The following is a 17738-nucleotide window of genomic DNA, read 5'->3' as shown; positions in this document are numbered from 1 at the left end:
GGCGCTCAGCCGGGCTCGGGTCCCTGGGCGGGCGCGTCCTCCGTCGCGGGGACCAGGGCACGCAGCTCGCGGGCCAGCTCCTTGAGCCCGGTCGAGCCCTTGGCGAGCACCCGGTCGGCCTGACCGGCCAGACGTCGCCGGTCCTCGGCCGTGATGTCCTTGGCGGTGAGCACGACCACCGGCACGTCGCGGCTGTCAGGCCGGGCCCGTAGCGCCCGGAGGAACGCGAAGCCGTCCATCTCGGGCATCATCAGGTCGAGCAGGATGAGGGACGGACGCTCCGTCTCCAGGGCTGCCAGGGCACGCAGGCCGTTCTCGGCCTCGCGGACCGGGTATCCCTCGCGCCCGAGATAGGCGCAGACGTGCTCGCGGACGTCGGCCTCGTCCTCGACGACGAGGATCGCGCCGTCACCCGAGGCGAGGCGGAAGCGGTCGACGATCTGGCGCAGGCTCCCCCAGTCGATCGGCTTCTGCAGGTAGTCGGTGGCGCCGAGGGAGAAGGCGAGGTTCTGCTCGTCCAGGACCGTCACCATCACGATCGGCGTCGCGCCGATCTCGGGATCGGCCCGGATGGCCCGCAGCACCGCCCATCCGTCCATCTGCGGCATGGTGACGTCGAGGAGCACGGCCCGCGGATGCAGGCTGCGAGCGAGATCGAGCCCGCGCCGCCCGTCCTCGGCGACCGTCACCGAGAAGCCCTCGCGCTCCAGGAAGCGCGCCAGCAGATCGCGGGTGGCGGCGTCGTCGTCGACCACCAGGATCGTCCCGCGGTCGCCGTCTCCCGATGCGGCCAAGTCCGCGTCCTCGGCCGAGGCGGCCTCGAAACGGTCCGGCAGCGTCAGCGTGAAGGTGGTGCCCTGCCCCTCGCAGCTGTCCACGGTGATCGAGCCGCCCAGCATCTCGGCGAAGGCCCGGGTGATCGCGAGGCCGAGCCCGGTGCCGCCGAACCGGCGCGTCGTGGAGGCGTCGGCCTGGGTGAACCGCTCGAAGAGCTTGCCGACCTGCTCCCGCGTCATGCCGATGCCGGTGTCGGTCACGGAGAAGCGCAGCGCACCGTCCGCCCGGGCGACCGCCAGAGTGATCCGGCCGTCCTCGGTGAACTTCGCGGCGTTGCTCAGGAGGTTGATCAGGCACTGCCGCAGCTTGGTCACGTCGGTGTGAGCGCTGCCCAGGCCCGGCTCCAGCTCCAGCGCCAGGGTGTTGCCCTTCTTGGCGACGAGACCCTCGACCGTGACCGCGACCTCCTGCACCACGGCGGCGACCTCGAAATCCTCCGCGTAGATCTCGACCCGGTCGGCCTCGATCTTCGAGATGTCGAGCACGTCGTTGATCAGACCGAGGAGGTGGCGGGCGTTGGTCTCGATCTTCTTCATGTCGGTGACGAGATCGGCCTCGCCGATATCCTCCAGCTCCTCCTGCACCATCTCGGAATAGCCGATCACCGCCGAGAGCGGGGTGCGCAGCTCGTGGCTCATATTGGCCAGGAACTGGCTCTTGGCCGCGTTGGCGGCCTCGGCCGCCACGCGCGCCGCCTCGATCGCGGCCTCGGCCTCCTTGCGCTCGGTGATGTCCGTGTGGGTCCCGACCCACTCCCGCAGGGTGCCGTCGGGTTCGAGGATCGGGACGGCGCGCACGCTCATGTGCCGGTAGGTCCCGGAGGCGGCGCGGATCCGGTGCTCGGTGGCGTAGGGTTCCAGGCTGGTGACAGCGCGGGTCCACGCGGCGCGGGTATGCGCACGGTCCTCCGGGTGGACCGCGTCGAGGAAGCCGAGCCCCGCGTAGGCGGCCTCGTCCTGGCCGGTGAAGCGGGTCCAGGCCGTCTGGCGGCGATGGAGGCTCCCTTCCGGGTTGGCGGTCCAGACGATGGCGGCGCTCGCCTCGATCAGCGAGCGGAAGCGCTCCTCGCTCCGGCGCAGCCGGGCCTCCGCGAGGTGGCGGATGGTCTCGTCGACCACCACGAGGCCGACGCCCTCGACGCTCTGGTCGGCCGCCGCGCTCTCCTCGCCCCGGAGCGGATAGAAGCTCATCGAGAAATGCCGCACGCCGCCCGGCGCCGAGGGGGTCGGCACCGCCACCGGCACGTTCGGCGAGACCAGGCCTTCCGTCAGGGCCGCGGCCAGCTTCGGGGCCAGCTCCTCCCGCAGAGTCGGGAGCATGGCCCAGATCGGCGCGCCGAGATCGGCCCCGAAGCCGCGCTCGCTCATGGTGGCGAGCGCCCGGTTCATGTGCCGGATCTTCAGGTCACGGTCGAGGAAGCCGAGCCCCACCGGCGCGTTGGCCAGCACCCCGTCGAGGAGGCGGGACATCCGCAGGGATTCCTGCCGTCGCACCAGGGCGAGGCGCGCCAGCAGCACGATCGCTCCGAGGGCCGCCGCCGCGGAGAGGAGGAACAGAAGGAGTCCGCGCCACGCTTCGCGCGCCTGGATGGTCGCGAGCTGCTCCAGGGTCGCGGCCTGCCGGGCCGCCGACTCGGCGCGGATCGCGTCCATCAGCTGCTTGCCCTCGCCGGTGCGGACGAGGTCGATGGCGGCGTCGAAGCCCCGGTTCCGCCGCGCCTCCACCACCCGGGCGGCGAAGTCGCGCTTCTGCGCGATCAGCCCGGCGAGCGACGGGCCGCCGGCCCGGACCGACTCCTGCGCGGCGGTGCCGAGGCCGGTCAGCTCCGTGTCGATCTTGGTGAGGGCGGTCGTGTAGGGACGGAGGTAATCCTCGCTGCCGACCAGAACGAAGCCGCGCTCCCCGGTCTCCAGGTCCTTGACCTCGGAGATCAGGCGCTCGATCCCGGCGATCGTCGCGTTCGCCCGGGCGGTCGCGGCCCGGTCGGTCTCGCCGGTCACGTAATTGGCCGTGCCGCTGCCCAGGGCAACGATCAGCAGGATGAAGGCGACGGGCGAACCGAGGAGCCAGCCCAGCGGGCCGGCGCCGCGCCAATTGCGCCGGCGCAGGCCGAAGATCGATCCGGCGCGCGACGGGGCGCTCACGTCTCCACCAGCCCGGTGGTGGCGCCCGACGCCTCGGAATCGGGTCGGCCGTGCGGCTGGCCGAGATATTCCCGCGACCGCATCTCGATGAGGCGCGAGACGGTCCGGTCGAACTCGAAGGCCTCGCGGCCGGTCCGGGCGGTGTAGAGGTCCTGCGCTTCGGCGGCCGCGGAGGCCACGAGCTTCACGTGCCGGTCGTAGAGCGTGTCGACCAGCGTGATGAAGCGCTTGGCCTCGTTCCGCTCCGCCTCGCCCATCACCGGGATCCCGTCGAGGATCACCGTGTGGTAGGCGCGGGCGAGTGCCATGTAGTCGGAGGCGCCGAGGGGCTGGCGACAGAGATCGTCGAAGCCGAACCGGGCCACGCCGGTCGCCTGCTCGGGAACCGCCACGGCCCGGCCGTGGACCGTGACCGTCGCCGGGAGGCCGCGAGCCTTGCCGGTCAGGGCCTTGAAGGCGGCGTCGAGGGCCGCGCGCGCCGCCGCGTCGGCGGGGACATGGTAGACCGCCGCGCCGCCGAGCTTCTCGAGCCGGAAATCCGTCCGGGAGTCGAGGCGGACGACGGTCACGCGTTCCTGGAGGTTCGCCACGAAGGGCAGGAACAGCGCCCGGTTGAGGCCGCCCTCGTAGAGTCGGTCGGGCTCGACGTTCGAGGTCGCGACGACGGTGACGCCGCGCCGGAACAGATGGTTGAACAGGCGACCCAGGATCATCGCGTCGGCGATGTCGGTGACAGTGAACTCGTCGAAGCACAGCAGGGTCGCCTCGTCGGCCAGCTGGTCGGCCACCGGTCCGATCGGGTCGTCGCCCTTGACGGTGCCGGCCTTCAGCGCCTGACGGTAGGCGTGGATCCGCTCGTGCGCGTCGGCCAGGAAGCCGTGGAAATGGACGCGCCGCTTCGGCTCCGGCGCCGCCTCGTGGAAGAGGTCCATCAGCATGGTCTTCCCGCGCCCGACCGAGCCCCAGATGTACAGGCCCTTGATCGCCTCCGCCTCGTCCTTGCGGCGGAACAGCCACCCCAGGGCGCTCGTCTTGCTGGCCCGCTTGCGGCGCTGGAGGTCGACGACCAGCCGGTCGAGGGCGCGCACGAGGTGCGCCTGGGCGGGATCGCGCTCGATGGCGCCGGTGGCGACCAGCGCCTCGTAGCGCTCGTGGACCGGGCCGGGCGAGACCGCACCGGCGAGCGCCGCCGGCGACGGAGCGATGGGCTTGCCGGATCTGTCGTTCACGCCGCCGGTTCCTCGCTGCTGATCGCGGTACCGGTTCGGCACCCCCTGCACCCGCATCGGCGGTCAACGACCCGGGGCCTGTTCCAGTGCCGCGCAAGCTCGGCCTGAATCAAGCCTGCGGCCGAACAGCCGCGGGCAAGCGTCCCATTGAGGCGTCCCATCGAAGACTCCCATCGGTCCCACGCATGGCAGGCCCGCGGCCGGCCGGCCCCGCACTCTGCTGCATTGCACAATGAATACGGGGATGCGACATCCCGGCGGTCTCTTGGGAGGAGCGTCCGGATCACCCCGCGCGGCAGCGCGCACGAACCGGAGCTTCATCATGGCGGTACAAGCCCTCGATGGGCCGACCCACACCATCCGGCGTCTCTGGCCGGCGGACCGCGCGGCGGTCCTCGACTATTTCCTGCGGCTGGATCCGGAGACCCGGGCGAGCCGCTTCATGGGCAATGTCAGCGAGGCCGGAGTCCGGGCCTACGCCGCGCAGGCGCTGACCGCGGAGGGCGTGATGTACGGCGCTTTCGTGGGCGGCGTGCTGCGCGGTCTCGCCGAGCTGCGGCCGATGGGGCCGGGCGCGTCCCGCTACGCCCTGGGGCCGCACGCTGAGGCAGCCTTCGCGGTCGAGCAGACCTTCCGCCGCAAGGGGATCGGGGCCGCCCTGTTCGCCCGGATCGCCCGCGCGGCGCGGCATCGCGGCGTCAAGGATCTCCACGTCCGCTGCCTGTCGGGAAACGGGCCCATGCTGCGGCTCGCGGCCAAGCACGGGGCGGCCCTCCAGCACGAGGGGCGCGAGACCGAGGGCGCCCTGCACCTCGCGCGTCCGACGCCGTTCTCGCTCTGGTACGAGGGGATCGCGGAGGCGTTCGACTTCACCCTGGCGGCGGGCTTCCCGGAGCGGGTGCAGGCCGGGCGCTGAAGGCAGGCTCAGCCGGCGATGTCGCCGACGAGGGCGAAGGTCAGGAGATCCACGGACGTCGCCCCGCCGCGCAGGAGCGCGCGGGCGGCGGCGTTGCCGGTGGCGCCGGTGGTCATGACGTCGTCCATGAGAAGGACCCGGCGCCCGCGGACGCGGTGCTGCTCGGCGGAAGCGACCCGGAAGGCGCCGCTCAGGTTCTCGGCCCGCGCCGCGCGGCTCAGGCCGACCTGGGATCGCGTGGCGCGCACGCGCACCAGGGCCGTGGCGACGCACGGCCGCCCCGCCGCATCCGCGATCGTCCGCGCCAGCAGGGCGGACTGGTTGAAGCGCCGCCGCCACAGGCGTCCGCGATGGAGCGGTACCGGCACGAGGCACTCGGCCTCGGCGATCAGGGTCCGGCCGCTCGCGGCCATCATCCGGGCCATCACGCCGGCGAGATCGAGCCGGTCCTCGTATTTCAGGCGATGGACGAGCCGCCGCGCCACGGAATCGTAGAGGGCGACCGCCCGGGCGCGGCCGAAGACCGGCGGTTCCGCGATGGCCCGGGGCGACACCAGCGGGCCGACCCCGAGGTCGACCGCGAAGGGCGTACCGTAGCGCTGGCACACCGGTTCCTCGATCAGGCGCAGGCTCGACCAGCAGGACGGACAGAGGGCGCCCGGGTCGGCGGTGGCGCCGCCGCAGCCCGCGCAGGTGGGCGGGTAGATCAGGGAGACGACCCCGCGCGGCAGACCGCGCAGGGCCGTGGCGACGGCCTGGACGGCCGTCATGCGCGCGACGCGCTCCCGCAGACCCGGCTTACTGGGCCGAGACGGGGCGCGCCTGCGGCGCCATCTGCTGCCGCTCGACCTGACGGTCGCGAGCGTTGGCGCGGTGGCGGCCGATGGCGCAGCCGGCCGCGGCGCCGACGAGGCCGTGATGGCCGGCGTAGTGACCCGCGATGCCGCCGACGATGGCGCCCTTGATGCAGCCCTTCGCCTCGGCGCCGCCCGCGGCGGCCAGGGTGGTGAGGGCCACGGCGGCCCCGACGAGCATGCGCTTCATGATGTGTGCTCCCTGAGGAATCTCGGCCGTTGGGCCGGTTGCAGCAGGAACAGCGACGCTCCCGAGTCGTTCCAGCATCCTAGCGCAGCTCACGAGACCGTGCGCGGCGACGGTGGCGCGACGCGACCGCAGATGCCATCTGACCCCCGATGGATGCTCCCGCCGCCCTGTTCGACACGCGCCTCGCCCGCCGCCGCCTCGCCCGTGCCGGGCGCCTCGGCTACCCGGGCTTCCTCCTCGACCGCCTCGCCGAGGATCTCGACGACCGGCTCGGCGCCGTCCTGCGCAGCTTCGTCTCGGTTCTCGACCTCGCCACGCCGCGTCCCGTGGCGACCCGGCTGCTCGCCGCCCGCTATCCGGCGGCGCGGCATGTCCGCCTCGCGGCCCTTCCGGAGCCGGGCGGCGACCTGATCGTCGGAGATCCCGAAGCGCTGCCGCTGGCGACCGGGAGCCTGGACCTCGCCGTGTCGCTGCTGGCCCTCCACGCCGTGAACGACCTCCCCGGCACGCTGATCCAGCTGCGCCGCGCCCTCCGTCCGGATGGGCTGTTCGTCGGCTGCCTGCTCGGCGGCGCGACGCTGACGGAGCTGCGCCAGAGCTTCGCCCAGGCCGAGAGCGAGGTCGAGGGTGGGGTCAGCCCCCGCGTGGCGCCCTTCGCGGCGGTGCGCGAGGCCGGCGGCCTGCTGCAGCGGGCGGGCTTCGCGCTGCCGGTGGCCGATACCGACACGCTGACGGTCCGCTACGCCGACCCGTTCGGCCTGATGCGCGACCTGCGGGCCATGGGCATGACCAACGTGCTCACCGAGCGGCGGCGGACGCCGCTGCGGCGGGCGACGTTGCTGCGCATGGCCGAGATCTACGCCGAGCGGTTCTCGGACCCGGACGGTCGCGTGCGGGCGACCTTCGAGGTGCTGTGGCTCTCGGGCTGGGCGCCGCACGAGACGCAGCAGAAGCCCCTGCGGCCCGGGACCGCGAAGACGCGCCTCGCCGACGCGCTCGGGACCGTCGAGTTGAAGCCCGAGGGAGGGAACACGCCATGAAGCTGCCCGGACCGGACCACCCGATCACCGTCGAGCCCGAGTCCCGCCGCGTCCGCGTCGTCGTGGCGGGCGCCGCGGTCGCCGAGACCCGGAACGCCCTGCGGCTGCAGGAGGCTCAGTACCCACCGGTCTTCTACGTGCCGCGAAGCGACATCCGCGCCGATTGTTTCGTCGCCTCGGCGCGGACGAGCCACTGCCCGTACAAGGGCGACGCCCACTATTTCGACCTCGTCGTCGACGGCGATCGGCGCCCCGACGCGGTCTGGAGCTACGGCGACCCGTACCCGGCCGTCGCGGCAATCCGCGACCACGTGGCTTTCTACCCGGACCGGGTCGACGCCATCGTGCTGGAGGACTGAGCCGGCCGCGCGTCCGGTTCAGTCGCGCACGAGGCTCCAGAACCCGTGCTTGCGGCCGTGCGCCCGCCGCAGAGCAGCGCGGTAGGCCTGCGGATCCGGATCGACGTCGCCGGTCGCGATGCGCCCCGCCAGGGCGTCGAGCTCCGCGAGGTAGCGCGCGCCGTGCGGGTAGGCGGCGCTGCGGCCGGTCTCGAGGATCGAGTCGAGGAGCCGGCGATACAGGATCGTCGCGGCCCGGGGGTGATCCTGCGCCAGCGCCTCGGCGACCGGCGCCAGCACCGCGTACTGGTCGCCCTGCCAGGTCTCAGGCCGCGCGACGACCAGCGCGGCCGCACGGCGTAGATCCGGCCAGGCCGCCAGGAAGGCGAGCGCCCGGTGCGGCTGCGGGAAGGCCTCGGCGTGGTCGAGGGCGCGCTGGAGCGCCTCCTCGTCCTCGAAATCCGGAAGCTTGGCGAGGAAGGTGCGCAGCATCGGCGCGTCGAGTTCGCGCTCGAACCGCCCCCAGCGCAGGGCCTGCGCCTCATCGCCCCGGCCGAGCGCGTCGAGGATCTCGATCTCCAGCGCCTGCCGTTCCCGCTCAGGTCCGCGCAGGTCGAAGCCGGCGATCAGGTCGGCCCGCGTGGCGATGCGCAGGCCCGGGTCCTGCATGCGCCGGATCCAGTCCAGCGCCTCGGTGGCGCGCCCGGCGTCGAGGAGCCGCCGGGCGATCGCCACGCGGTTCTCCCGCCCCGGCAAGGTCGCCCGCTCCAGGGCGATGAAGGTGTCGGTGTCGCCGCGCCGGTCGGCGACGGCCTGGCGCAGGCGCAGGATCTGAATCCGGGCCGCCTGCCGGTGGTGGGTCGCGTCGCGGCGGGGATCCCCGCCCAGCGGCAGGGCCGCCTCGGCGGCGGAGAGCCGGTCGTCGATCTCGGCGAGGGCTTGCTCGGGCAGCGCCGGGATCATGTCGCCGAGGACGGTTCCGAGGGGGCCGAACGGATCCGTGGCGAACGGCTCGACGAGGCGCGCGGCCACCCCGGCGGCGTCCTCCGGCGGCAGGGCGCCGGCGATCTCCACGAAGGCCGTGGCGGCGCGGTCGAACACCCCCTGCACGGCGCCGGTGCTGTCGTCGACGCGGTTCAGTACCGCGTCGGCGCCGTCGAGGAAGCGGCGGAGCCGGTCGAGCGCGGCCCCCGGATCGAGGGGCCGCAGCTCGTCGAGGATCACCGTCACGGTCGTGTTGAGGTCGGCCGCGAAGGTCCGGCGCTTCTGCCAGTCGATGTAGCCCTGGGCGCCCTCGAGGCCCGTCAGCCGCCGGTCGACGATCGCCGCGACGGCCTCGGGGCCCTGGAGCGAGGCGAGCGCGGCGCTCACCAGCTTTTTGAAGGCCGGGTTGCGCCCGGTCTCGCCGAGGATCAGCGCGATCAGCCGGTCCGGGCCGAGCGCCGCCAGCGTCTCCGGCGACGGGGTCGTCCGCCGCGCGCCCTTCGGCAGGGCGGGCGCCCTGCGACCGGCCGGCGCCGCGGCCGGGGTCACGCGCCGCGCACGCGCCACGAGATTTCCCGCCGTTGCGGACGATCGCGCATGTCCGTCCCGTCCGCCGCGGCTACTCCACGACCCGGGCGCGGGGCCGGTCGCTGCCCTGCGCGGTCTCGTCGTGCCAGCCGCCGGCCTGATCCTGGTAGCGGATCCCCTCGGTCGACCCGGGGACCTGCTGCTCCGCCGCCGCGGCCTGCGCCGCCTGCAGCGCCTCCTCGCGGCTCGGGAACGTCTCGGAGAACACGTCGCCGACCTTGTAGGCGAAGCCGCCGTCGTGCTCGACGATGCGATAGGTTACCTCGGACATCACGCCTCCTGTACGCGCCCTCATCGTTGACCGCGAACCCGCCGGACGCGCCGGGGTTCCAGGCGACGGGGACTCGGCCTCCGATCCGCCGGAAAGTGGCCCTAACCCGGCACGGTCCCGGCACGCAGACGACGACGATGCAGCTTCGCCCGATCCTCGCCCTCGCCCTTCTCCTGGTCGCCCGACCCGTGAGCGCCGAGGAGGGCTTCCTCGACAAGCTGTTCGGCGGCTCCGGGCGCGGGGCGCCGCCGAACCCCTTCGCGTCGAACTATCCCTCGGCGCCGCCGACCGCGGAGGAGGCGCGCGCCGCCCGAGAGCGGCGCTCGGTCGGCGGCGAGCGCGGTTCGCCGGCCGGTCCCCTGCCCCCGGGGCGCATCCCGGAGGAGTGAGGCGCCTCAGGCGTCCCCGACGACGCCGGCCTCGTCTTGCGCCTGCAGCACGTCCGGGCGCGGCATCGAGATTATGTTGTAGCCGGCATCGACGAAATGGACCTCGCCGGTGACGCCGCCCGAGAGCGGCGACAGCAGGTAGAGGGCCGAACCGCCGACATCCTCCAGGCTGACCGTGCGCCGCAGCGGCGCGTGCGCCCGCTGGTGGTTGAACATCAGCCGCGCGTCGGCGATCCCGGCGCCCGCCAGCGTCCGCATCGGGCCGGCGGAGAGCGCGTTCACCCGGATCCCGTCCGGGCCCAGGTCGCTCGCCAGGTAGCGCACCGAGGCCTCGAGTGCTGCCTTGGCGACGCCCATGACGTTGTAGTTCGGCATGACCCGGGTCGCGCCGCCGTAGGTCAGGGTCAGCAGCGAGCCGCCCTGGTTCATCCGCTTGGCCGCGCGCTGCGCGATCTCGGTGAACGAGAAGCACGAGATCGTCATGGTGCGCACGAAGTTCTCGCGCGTCGTCACGTCGACGTAGCGGCCCTTGAGCTGCGCCTTGTCGGAGAAGCCGATGGCGTGGACCACGAAGTCCAGGCCGCCGTCGAAGCGCGCGTCGAGCGTCTCGAAGGTCGCGTCGACGGAGGCGAGATCCTCGACGTCGCAGGGCAGAACGATGTCCGAATCGAGCTTGGCGGCGAGGGGCGCCACCCGGCGGCCCAGGGCCTCGCCCTGGTACGTGAAGGCCAGTCGCGCGCCCTGGGCGTGCAGCGCCTTGGCGATCCCCCAGGCGATCGAGTGATCGTTCGCGACGCCCATGATCAGGCCGCGCTTGCCCGCCATCAAACCCGTCATGCCGACTCACATCCTGACCGAGCACGCCAGACCCGCGAAGCGGGTCCGGACCGCGGTCGCGACCAGCGAACCGCGGCAGGCTGCCTTAACGCGGCTCGCGCCGCGATCCAAACGCGGCGGTGTCCGGCAATGGGCAAAAAAAAGCCCCGCCGGCGGGCGGGGCGTTTGTGGCGTCGTGGGCCGGGCTCAGAAATGCCCGTCCGTGTGGGAATCCGCTTCTTCCAGCGCGGCCTGCTTCGCGTAGATCGCCGCGACACCGGCGATCATGAGGCCGCCCAATGTTCCGAAGATGAAAGTCCCCATCGCCACCACCAGATCTCAACAGCGGGTAAACGCCGGCCCGCGGCCGGCGGTTCCGCGCCGGGCGATCAGGCGTCGACGTGCTTCAGGACCAGGGTGGCGTTGGTGCCGCCGAAGCCGAAGGAATTGGTCAGCACGTGGCCGAGCTGCGCGTTGTCCCGGCGCTGCTGCAGGATCGGCATGTCGGCGAAGGCCGGATCGAGGGTGTCGATATGCGCGCTCTCGCAGATGAAGCCGTTGTTCATCATCAGCAGGCTGTAGATCGCCTCCTGGACGCCGGTCGCGCCCAGGGAGTGGCCGGTCAGCGACTTGGTGGCCGAGATCGGTGGGCAATCCTCGCCGCGGCCGAACACCTCGCGGATCGCCTCGATCTCCTTGTCGTCACCGACCGGGGTCGAGGTGGCGTGCGGGTTGATGTAGTCGATCCGCGCGCCCTTCAGCCCGTCCAGCGCCTGGCGCATGCAGCGCACGGCGCCCTCGCCCGACGGGGCGACCATGTCGTGCCCGTCCGAGGTGGCGCCGTAGCCCGCGACCTCGCCGTAGATCCGGGCGCCGCGCGCCTTGGCGTGCTCCAGCTCCTCGAGGACCAGCACGCCCGCGCCGCCCGCGATGACGAAGCCGTCGCGGTTCGCGTCGTAGGCGCGGGAGGCCCGGGACGGCGTGTCGTTGTACTTCGACGACATGGCGCCCATGGCGTCGAACAGCACCGAGAGCGTCCAGTCGAGATCCTCGCAGCCGCCCGCGAAGATGATGTCCTGCCGGCCGCCCTGGATGATCTCGGCGGCGTTGCCGATGCAGTGATTCGAGGTCGCGCAGGCGGAGGAGATCGAGTAGTTCACGCCGCGGATCTTGAACCACGTCGCGAGCGTCGCCGAGGCGGTCGACGACATCGCCTTCGGCACGGCGAACGGGCCGATGCGCTTGGGACCTTTGTCCCGCGCGATGCCGGCGGCCTCGACGATCACGCGGGTCGAGGGACCGCCCGAGCCCATGATGATGCCGGTGCGCTCGTTCGAGATGTCGCCCTGATCCAGGCCGGCATCCTGGATCGCCTGATCCATGGCGACGTGGTTCCAGGCGGTCCCGCCGCCGTGGAAGCGCATCGCGCGCCGGTCCACCACGCCCTCGGGATCGAGGGTGGGCGCGCCGGAGACCTGGCTGCGGAAGCCGTGCTCGGCGTAGCTGGCGTCGCGCGCGATGCCCGAGCGGGCCTCGCGCAGGGAGGCGAGCACCTCCTGCGTGTTGTTGCCGATGGACGAGACGATGCCCATCCCGGTGATGACGACACGGCGCATGATGGTGACACTACCTCCGTCGCGGTCCCGGTCGCCCGGGCCGCGTCACGGTCAGCTAAGGTGACGCGGACACAATCTCAACCGCCGAGACCGTCCGGCGTTGCGGCCAAGCCGCGAACCGGACGCGCGGCGGCTGCGGCTCAGCTCTGGAACAGGCCGACCCGCATGTCCTGGACCTGATAGACGCGCTCGCCGTCGGCCTCGAGCCAGCCGTCGCCGATGCCGAGCACGAGCTTGCCCTGACGGACCCGCTTCACGTCGACATTGTAGACGACCTTCTTGATCGTCGGCAGCACCTGGCCGGCGAGCTTCACCTCGCCGACGCCCAGGGCGCGGCCGCGGCCCGGCGAGCCCAGCCAGCCGAGATGGAAGCCCAGCATCTGCCAGAGGGCGTCGAGGCCGAGGCAGCCCGGCATCACCGGGTCGCCCTGGAAATGGCAGGGGAAGAACCAGAGGTCCGGCCGGATGTCGAGCTCGGCCGTCACGTGCCCCTTGCCGTGGGCGCCGCCCTCGGTCCCGATGGACGTGATCCGGTCGAACATCAGCATCGGCGGCAGCGGCAACTGCGCGTTGCCGGATCCGAAGAGTTCGCCGCGCCCGCAGGCCAGAAGATCCTCGTAGGAATAGTGCGACCGGCGGCTCGCACCCTGCGCTTGTGTCTCGGCGTCTGGCGGCATTGCGTTGGCTGTTTCCTCGGATGTGCGCGATCTTCGCGTCGCGGGCGACTATACTCGGCCCATCGGCTGGCGCGCGGGTTAGCACGGGGCGCCGCGCCTTCAAAGCCTGCAGCCGCGGGTATGCGGCAACGCTCGGGTTGCGACTGTCCGACCACTTCAATATACTGAGGAGACATCCGTTCCTTCAGGCCCCTCGTCGAGCGTTCAGTCCAGCGATGTCCGAACCGGTGCCATTCCAGGCCGTCTTCAACGGCCGGGTCCCCGCCCCCCAGTTGGAGGCCAACGGGACTCCGCGCCGCGGCTGTCCGCTGTCCGACCTGCGCGACCGTCTGCGTCGGGCCGGCCTGCGCCCGACGCGGCAGCGCCTGTCCCTGGGCTGGCTGCTCTTCGGCCGCGGCGACCGCCACCTGACGGCGGAGATGCTGTACGACGAGGCGATGCGCGCCAAGGTGCCGGTCTCGCTGGCGACCGTCTACAACACGCTGCACCAGTTCACCGAGGCCGGGCTCCTGCGCCAGCTCGCGCTCGACGGGTCGAAGGCCTATTTCGACACGAACCCGACCGAGCACCACCATTTCTACCTGGAGGACGAGAGCCAGGTGATCGACATGCCGGATTGCGGCATCACGGTCGATTCGCTGCCCGAGGCGCCCGAGGGCATGGAGATCGCCGGGGTCGAGGTGATCGTGCGCCTGCGCCGCAGCCGTCCGGCGGGCCGCCGCCAGGGCTGAGGCCCGCGTCCAACGCAGTAAGCGAGCGACGCGAGGCCCGGCATCGTCCGGGCCTTCGCTTTTTCGGGCTGCCGGCGTGCCGGGAGCTGGCGCGCCGCTACCCGGAATGACGGACGGGCGCCGTCGGGGCGCCCGGACCGCTATTCCACGACCTCGTTCGGGTAGACGCCCCACAGGCGATTCTGGCGAATGTAGCCGTCGACGTCCCGCTTGTTGGGAAGCGCGACGATCATGCGGCACCACGTGCCGGTGCAGCTCTTGACGCTGCCGATCACGCCGGTCTGGAGCTTGGCCTCGTCGTCGGCGCCGTCGTCGGCCTTGGCCCGCAGCGACACGGCCGCCTTCTCGACACCCTTGTCGGGGCCGGCATTCACGATGGCGGTGCGGCGCCCGGACAGCAGCGAGTGCAGCACCCAGCCCTCGGTGCCCTCCGAATCGCGGATCCTGCGCCAAGTTTCGAACTCGCCCACGATCTCGACCGGCAGGCCGGCCCGCTGGAACACCCAGAGCGTCCGGTGATCCTTCGAGGGGCCTTCGCGGAGGTTGACGCGATCGGTCTTCAGGCTCGCGTAGCGCGGCAGCGGCAGCTTGGTCACCGGCCCGACCCCGGCCTCGGGGCCGGTCGGCGGCGCCGCGCGGGCACCGGTCGCGAGGCCGCCGGCCAGCACCGCCGCGACGGCGAGGCTGAGGCATGACACGCGCATGGTCGTCTCCCTATCCAGACGTGGGGTTGCTGGGCGCCGGACATGTCGAAAGCGGGGCCGGTTCGACACGCGGACCGGTCCGCATCCGATTGTGTTCCGGCCCACCTCTGGTAGAGAGGCCGATGGGTCGGAACAGGCTCCGGAACCGGCGCCCCGTGACCGATCCTGTCTGGCCGAGTTCGGTTAACGGACGCTTTCGGGACGCGGTCCGGGCGGGAGCCGCCGGGCGCGAGCCGCAATCAAGGCCGCTGGGCTGACGGGGGAGAGAGACGTGTCGAAGCGCAAGCCGCTGGTGGTCGTGACGCGGCGCCTGCCGGATGCCGTCGAGACGCGGATGCGCGAACTGTTCGACGTCCGGCTCAATTCCGAGGACGCGCCGATGGCGCCGGATGCGATGGCGTCCGCCCTGCGCGAGGCCGACGTGCTCGTCCCCACCGTGACCGACGAGATCGATGCCGGGCTGATCGCCCAGGCCGGCCCGAACCTCCGCCTGATCGCCAATTTCGGCAACGGCGTCGATCACATCGACGTGGCGGCGGCACTGGAGCGCGGCATCACGGTCACCAACACGCCCGGCGTGCTGACCGAGGACACCGCCGACATGACCATGGCGCTGATCCTCGCGGTCGCCCGCCGGGTCACCGAGGGCGCGCGGATCATCCCGGACGACGAGTGGACCACCGGCTGGTCGCCGACCTGGATGCTCGGCCGGCGCATCACCGGCAAGCGCCTCGGCATCGTCGGCATGGGCCGGATCGGCCAGGCGCTGGCCAAGCGCGCCCGCGCCTTCGGACTGCAGGTGCACTACCACAACCGCCGCCGGGTGCCGGCCGCCATCGAGAGCGCGTTGGACGCGACCTACTGGGAATCCCTCGACCAGATGCTGGCGCGCGTCGACATCGTGTCGGTGAACTGCCCGCACACGCCCGCGACCTACCATCTGCTCTCGGCCCGGCGCCTCAAGCTGCTCAAGCCCGAGGCGATCGTGGTCAACACGGCCCGCGGCGAGGTGATCGACGAGAACGCCCTGGCGCGCCTGATCGAGGGCGGGGAGGTCTCGGCGGCCGGCCTCGACGTGTTCGAGCAGGAGCCCGCCGTCAGCCCGCGCCTCGTCAAGCTCGCCCGCCAGGGCAAGGTCGTCCTCCTGCCCCACATGGGCTCGGCGACCTACGAGAGCCGCACCGACATGGGCGAGAAGGTCATCATCAACATCAAGACCTTCATGGACGGACACCGGCCGCCGGACCGCATCCTGCCGAGCATGCTCTGAGCGGCGGACACTGAGCAGCGGACGGCGGCGCCTCACAGGGCGTCGCCGGCCACCGCCTGGGGCTTGGACATGCCCTGCACACCCTGGAAGAGCCGCTCGCTGGTCAGCTTGAGGAAGTAGAACCCGAATTCGGGGTTCTGGTAGTAGAGCTGCTTCACGTCCGAGTAGGACACGCACAGCGCGTGTCCCGCCTCGACGCAGACCAGCGAGGCGGTGCGGGCGTTGCCGGGCGACAGGAGCCCGAGCTCGCCGACGATCCCGCCCTGGCGCACCTCGAGGTCGACCTCCGGGATCCGGAACACGCCGCTCTCGATGTAGTACATCTCGGTGGCGAGATCCCCCTTGCGGAACACCACCTCGCCGATGCCGAACGGGCGTCGGGAGCCGAAGGGTCGGAGCCATTCCAGGGACAGGTCGTTCTCGGCGGCCGTCTCCACGTCCCGGACGAGGCGCAGCATCTGCCAGAGCCGGTAGGCGTTGAACGGCATCTGGATCAATTCGGTCAGCACCACCGGCATGCTGCCGATCATGATGCCGTAGGTGATCACGGCGCAGCTCGCGCAGAGCGAGATGATCCGCAGCGGGATCATCGTGCTCATGGCCGTCGCCGTGATGGTCAGCGCCGTCCCGAGATAGCCGATGCCCTCGACCCAATCCATCGCCGCCCCCTGTCGCGTTTCGGCGGGGGGATGCCTGTCTTGTCCGGCTGCGGCAAGCGTTCCGGCAGGTTCCGCGCCGCGCGCGCTTCAGCCTGTGCCCGCCCGGATACGCTCGCCGGCGCCCGTCTGTACGACGGCGGACACGGCCTCGGCGGCCCGGACGCCTTCCGCGTAGGCGCCCCCGACCGTGCCCCACTGCTCCCGGGACAGCGCCTCGCCGGCGAACCAGACGGTGTCGGCGGCGGCGGCGCGGAGGGCCTGTCGCGCCGGCGCGTGGCCCGGCGGGACCACGGCCCACGAGCCGCGCGACCACCGGTCGTGGCGCCACGCGCTCACCGCGGGGATCGTCAGGTCGCGCAGCCGCGCCCGGCCGAAATGCTCGCCCAGGACCGCGCGGACATGGCGGCGCACGCCGTCCGCGCCGGATCCTGCCGCGTCGATCGCCGCCGCCTCGTGCAGGTCGAGTTCGTAGTAGTGGAACGGCGTGTCGTCGATGCGGGTGAGGAGGCCCGGCGGGGCGCGCCGCCCGCCGTGGATCGCCGCCAGCCGGTCGCGGCCGCGGAACGGGCTCGATGGCCAGTGAAGCACCGCGTGCTCGTAGATGCCGGTGGTGAAGCCGTCGATGGCAGCGCGGACTGCGTTCGGCAGCGGCGGCGTGAAGGTCGGCCCGTCCCGGAGCACCATCATCGGCACCGTCACGATCACCGCGCGGGCGGCGTAGACGGTCCCATCCGCGCCGGTCGCGCGGACGCGGCCGCCCGACCAGTCGATCCGGGTCACCGGCGTCGCGAGCGCCACCGGCAGGCCGTCAGCCAAGCGGGCGACGTAACTGCCGTAGCCGTCGGCCAGGAAGTAGTTGTCGCCGTATTCCAGGCTGGGGAAGTCGTGGAGCGAGACCGCCTCCAGCGGTCGGCCCGAGACGAGGCCGTGGACCTGCGCGACCCGGTCGCCCCAGGCACCGAGCCCGGGCGGCAGCGCGCTGGCGGCCGGCCGGTCGGGGCCGGGCTGCGCGGCGCCACGGGTCATGGCGCGGTCCGCGCGGTCGAAGGCGCGCGCGTCGGCCCGGACGTCGTCGGCGCGGCCCGGCCGGCCCCGGACCCAGACGTGGCTCTCCTGCGCGGCCCGGCGGAGCCGCTCGCCGCGCGCCCGGCCGAGCGCCACCAGGGGGTTGATCGGCCCGGCATGGAGCCAGTGGGCCCCGAGATCGAGGGCGTGGCCGCGCAGGGTCACCGTCAGGGCGCGGCCGCCGACGCGCTCCCGCGCCTCCAGCACCGCGACGGACACGCCCCGGGCCGCGAGGGTGTGGGCCGCGCCGATGCCGGCGGCGCCCGCGCCGATCACCAGCACCTCGGGCTTCTCGGGCAGCGGCGCGAGGCGCGGCCTGTAGGTGGGCCGGACGACCGGGTCGCTCCACCGGTGATCGGGCGCCCGCGGCGCCGAGACCTGTCCTGTCGTGTCCTGCACGCGTGCTCCCCGCACCCTGCC

At 72.5% G+C, this 17738-nt stretch carries 19 protein-coding genes; 6 read left to right on the top strand and 13 right to left on the bottom strand.

Features of this window, described 5'->3' with window-relative positions; all coding sequences use genetic code 11:
- Positions 1-5 precede the first annotated feature (5 nt).
- Both ASG32_RS18345 and zapE read right to left on the bottom strand, forming a co-directional pair.
- Positions 6-2981 carry a response regulator gene (locus tag ASG32_RS18345; protein ID WP_056528934.1) on the bottom strand — a complete coding sequence of 992 codons (2976 nt, stop codon included), beginning with the start codon at positions 2979-2981 and terminating at the stop codon, positions 6-8.
- On the bottom strand, positions 2978-4210 hold the full coding sequence (zapE, locus tag ASG32_RS18340) for a cell division protein ZapE (RefSeq protein ID WP_056529318.1): 1233 nt from the start codon (positions 4208-4210) through the stop codon (positions 2978-2980). Before zapE ends, ASG32_RS18345 begins: the two co-directional genes overlap by 4 nt.
- Positions 4211-4532: 322 nt before the next feature.
- Here zapE and ASG32_RS18335 point away from each other — a divergent pair, with 322 nt between their 5' ends.
- Complete coding sequence (locus ASG32_RS18335; protein WP_020092128.1) at positions 4533-5126, top strand: GNAT family N-acetyltransferase; 594 nt, start codon at positions 4533-4535, stop codon at positions 5124-5126.
- An 8-nt stretch (positions 5127-5134) separates the two neighbouring features.
- On the opposite strand, the gene ASG32_RS18330 is transcribed toward ASG32_RS18335, so the two are convergent.
- Together ASG32_RS18330 and ASG32_RS18325 are read right to left on the bottom strand one after the other, a co-directional pair.
- Positions 5135-5896, bottom strand: a complete 762-nt coding sequence (locus ASG32_RS18330) for a ComF family protein (RefSeq protein WP_056528931.1) — start codon at positions 5894-5896, stop codon at positions 5135-5137.
- A 28-nt stretch (positions 5897-5924) separates the two neighbouring features.
- Positions 5925-6170 carry a hypothetical protein gene (locus ASG32_RS18325; RefSeq protein WP_020092126.1) on the bottom strand — a complete coding sequence of 82 codons (246 nt, stop codon included), beginning with the start codon at positions 6168-6170 and terminating at the stop codon, positions 5925-5927.
- 149 nt (positions 6171-6319) lie between these two features.
- On the opposite strand from ASG32_RS18325, the gene ASG32_RS18320 reads away from it, so the two are divergent.
- Both ASG32_RS18320 and ASG32_RS18315 read left to right on the top strand, forming a co-directional pair.
- Positions 6320-7210, top strand: coding sequence for a methyltransferase domain-containing protein (locus ASG32_RS18320; RefSeq protein WP_056528928.1), 891 nt, complete (start codon positions 6320-6322; stop codon positions 7208-7210).
- Positions 7207-7569, top strand: coding sequence for a DUF427 domain-containing protein (locus ASG32_RS18315; protein WP_056528925.1), 363 nt, complete (start codon positions 7207-7209; stop codon positions 7567-7569). Before ASG32_RS18320 ends, ASG32_RS18315 begins: the two co-directional genes overlap by 4 nt.
- Positions 7570-7587: 18 nt before the next feature.
- On the opposite strand, the gene ASG32_RS18310 is transcribed toward ASG32_RS18315, so the two are convergent.
- Complete coding sequence (locus tag ASG32_RS18310) at positions 7588-9099, bottom strand: DUF6880 family protein (protein ID WP_056528922.1); 1512 nt, start codon at positions 9097-9099, stop codon at positions 7588-7590.
- 52 nt (positions 9100-9151) lie between these two features.
- Entirely contained in the window at positions 9152-9391 is a 240-nt protein-coding gene (locus tag ASG32_RS18305) for a hypothetical protein (protein WP_020092122.1), read from the bottom strand.
- Positions 9392-9528: 137 nt separating this feature from the next.
- Here ASG32_RS18305 and ASG32_RS18300 point away from each other — a divergent pair, with 137 nt between their 5' ends.
- Complete coding sequence (locus ASG32_RS18300) at positions 9529-9780, top strand: hypothetical protein (protein WP_056529316.1); 252 nt, start codon at positions 9529-9531, stop codon at positions 9778-9780.
- 6 nt (positions 9781-9786) lie between these two features.
- Here the strand turns inward: ASG32_RS18300 and fabI are convergent, their stop codons facing one another.
- The 4 genes from fabI to fabA form a co-directional block, all read right to left on the bottom strand.
- Positions 9787-10617 (bottom strand): enoyl-ACP reductase FabI, encoded by an 831-nt coding sequence (gene fabI, locus ASG32_RS18295; RefSeq protein ID WP_056528919.1) that lies wholly within the window; start codon positions 10615-10617, stop codon positions 9787-9789.
- 186 nt (positions 10618-10803) lie between these two features.
- Complete coding sequence (locus tag ASG32_RS35640) at positions 10804-10929, bottom strand: hypothetical protein (protein ID WP_272481342.1); 126 nt, start codon at positions 10927-10929, stop codon at positions 10804-10806.
- Positions 10930-10985: 56 nt separating this feature from the next.
- Entirely contained in the window at positions 10986-12212 is a 1227-nt protein-coding gene (gene fabB / locus ASG32_RS18290) for a beta-ketoacyl-ACP synthase I (RefSeq protein ID WP_056528916.1), read from the bottom strand.
- A 140-nt stretch (positions 12213-12352) separates the two neighbouring features.
- Positions 12353-12889 carry a 3-hydroxyacyl-[acyl-carrier-protein] dehydratase FabA gene (fabA, locus tag ASG32_RS18285; protein WP_056528912.1) on the bottom strand — a complete coding sequence of 179 codons (537 nt, stop codon included), beginning with the start codon at positions 12887-12889 and terminating at the stop codon, positions 12353-12355.
- Positions 12890-13104: 215 nt separating this feature from the next.
- Between fabA and irr the strand changes: the two genes are divergently transcribed.
- Positions 13105-13620 carry a Fur family transcriptional regulator Irr gene (gene irr / locus ASG32_RS18280; protein WP_012319639.1) on the top strand — a complete coding sequence of 172 codons (516 nt, stop codon included), beginning with the start codon at positions 13105-13107 and terminating at the stop codon, positions 13618-13620.
- Between the two features lie 140 nt (positions 13621-13760).
- Here irr and ASG32_RS18275 read toward each other — a convergent pair whose 3' ends face one another.
- Positions 13761-14324, bottom strand: a complete 564-nt coding sequence (locus ASG32_RS18275; RefSeq protein ID WP_020092117.1) for an SH3 domain-containing protein — start codon at positions 14322-14324, stop codon at positions 13761-13763.
- Between the two features lie 271 nt (positions 14325-14595).
- On the opposite strand from ASG32_RS18275, the gene ASG32_RS18270 reads away from it, so the two are divergent.
- On the top strand, positions 14596-15594 hold the full coding sequence (locus ASG32_RS18270; RefSeq protein WP_020092116.1) for a D-glycerate dehydrogenase: 999 nt from the start codon (positions 14596-14598) through the stop codon (positions 15592-15594).
- Between the two features lie 32 nt (positions 15595-15626).
- Here the strand turns inward: ASG32_RS18270 and ASG32_RS18265 are convergent, their stop codons facing one another.
- Both ASG32_RS18265 and ASG32_RS18260 read right to left on the bottom strand, forming a co-directional pair.
- Positions 15627-16253 carry a cyclic nucleotide-binding domain-containing protein gene (locus tag ASG32_RS18265; RefSeq protein WP_056528908.1) on the bottom strand — a complete coding sequence of 209 codons (627 nt, stop codon included), beginning with the start codon at positions 16251-16253 and terminating at the stop codon, positions 15627-15629.
- An 87-nt stretch (positions 16254-16340) separates the two neighbouring features.
- Positions 16341-17600, bottom strand: a complete 1260-nt coding sequence (locus tag ASG32_RS18260; protein ID WP_244492032.1) for an NAD(P)/FAD-dependent oxidoreductase — start codon at positions 17598-17600, stop codon at positions 16341-16343.
- Positions 17601-17738: the final 138 nt, after the last annotated feature.

Origin of the sequence: Methylobacterium sp. Leaf361 (assembly GCF_001424445.1) — a bacterium.
Taxonomy (GTDB): domain Bacteria; phylum Pseudomonadota; class Alphaproteobacteria; order Rhizobiales; family Beijerinckiaceae; genus Methylobacterium.
The sequence above is the reverse complement of the archived record's forward strand: the minus strand, read 5'-3'. Positions and strand labels throughout refer to the sequence as shown.

Coding starts and splice junctions, on each gene's coding strand:
- ASG32_RS18335 (WP_020092128.1), top strand. CDS start 4,533: ATGGCGGTACAAGCCCTCGATGGGCCGACCCACACCATCCGGCGTCTC.
- ASG32_RS18330 (WP_056528931.1), bottom strand. CDS start 5,896: ATGACGGCCGTCCAGGCCGTCGCCACGGCCCTGCGCGGTCTGCCGCGC.
- ASG32_RS18325 (WP_020092126.1), bottom strand. CDS start 6,170: ATGAAGCGCATGCTCGTCGGGGCCGCCGTGGCCCTCACCACCCTGGCC.
- ASG32_RS18320 (WP_056528928.1), top strand. CDS start 6,320: ATGGATGCTCCCGCCGCCCTGTTCGACACGCGCCTCGCCCGCCGCCGC.
- ASG32_RS18315 (WP_056528925.1), top strand. CDS start 7,207: ATGAAGCTGCCCGGACCGGACCACCCGATCACCGTCGAGCCCGAGTCC.
- ASG32_RS18305 (WP_020092122.1), bottom strand. CDS start 9,391: ATGTCCGAGGTAACCTATCGCATCGTCGAGCACGACGGCGGCTTCGCC.
- ASG32_RS18300 (WP_056529316.1), top strand. CDS start 9,529: ATGCAGCTTCGCCCGATCCTCGCCCTCGCCCTTCTCCTGGTCGCCCGA.
- fabI (WP_056528919.1), bottom strand. CDS start 10,617: ATGACGGGTTTGATGGCGGGCAAGCGCGGCCTGATCATGGGCGTCGCG.
- fabB (WP_056528916.1), bottom strand. CDS start 12,212: ATGCGCCGTGTCGTCATCACCGGGATGGGCATCGTCTCGTCCATCGGC.
- fabA (WP_056528912.1), bottom strand. CDS start 12,889: ATGCCGCCAGACGCCGAGACACAAGCGCAGGGTGCGAGCCGCCGGTCG.
- irr (WP_012319639.1), top strand. CDS start 13,105: ATGTCCGAACCGGTGCCATTCCAGGCCGTCTTCAACGGCCGGGTCCCC.
- ASG32_RS18275 (WP_020092117.1), bottom strand. CDS start 14,324: ATGCGCGTGTCATGCCTCAGCCTCGCCGTCGCGGCGGTGCTGGCCGGC.
- ASG32_RS18265 (WP_056528908.1), bottom strand. CDS start 16,253: ATGGATTGGGTCGAGGGCATCGGCTATCTCGGGACGGCGCTGACCATC.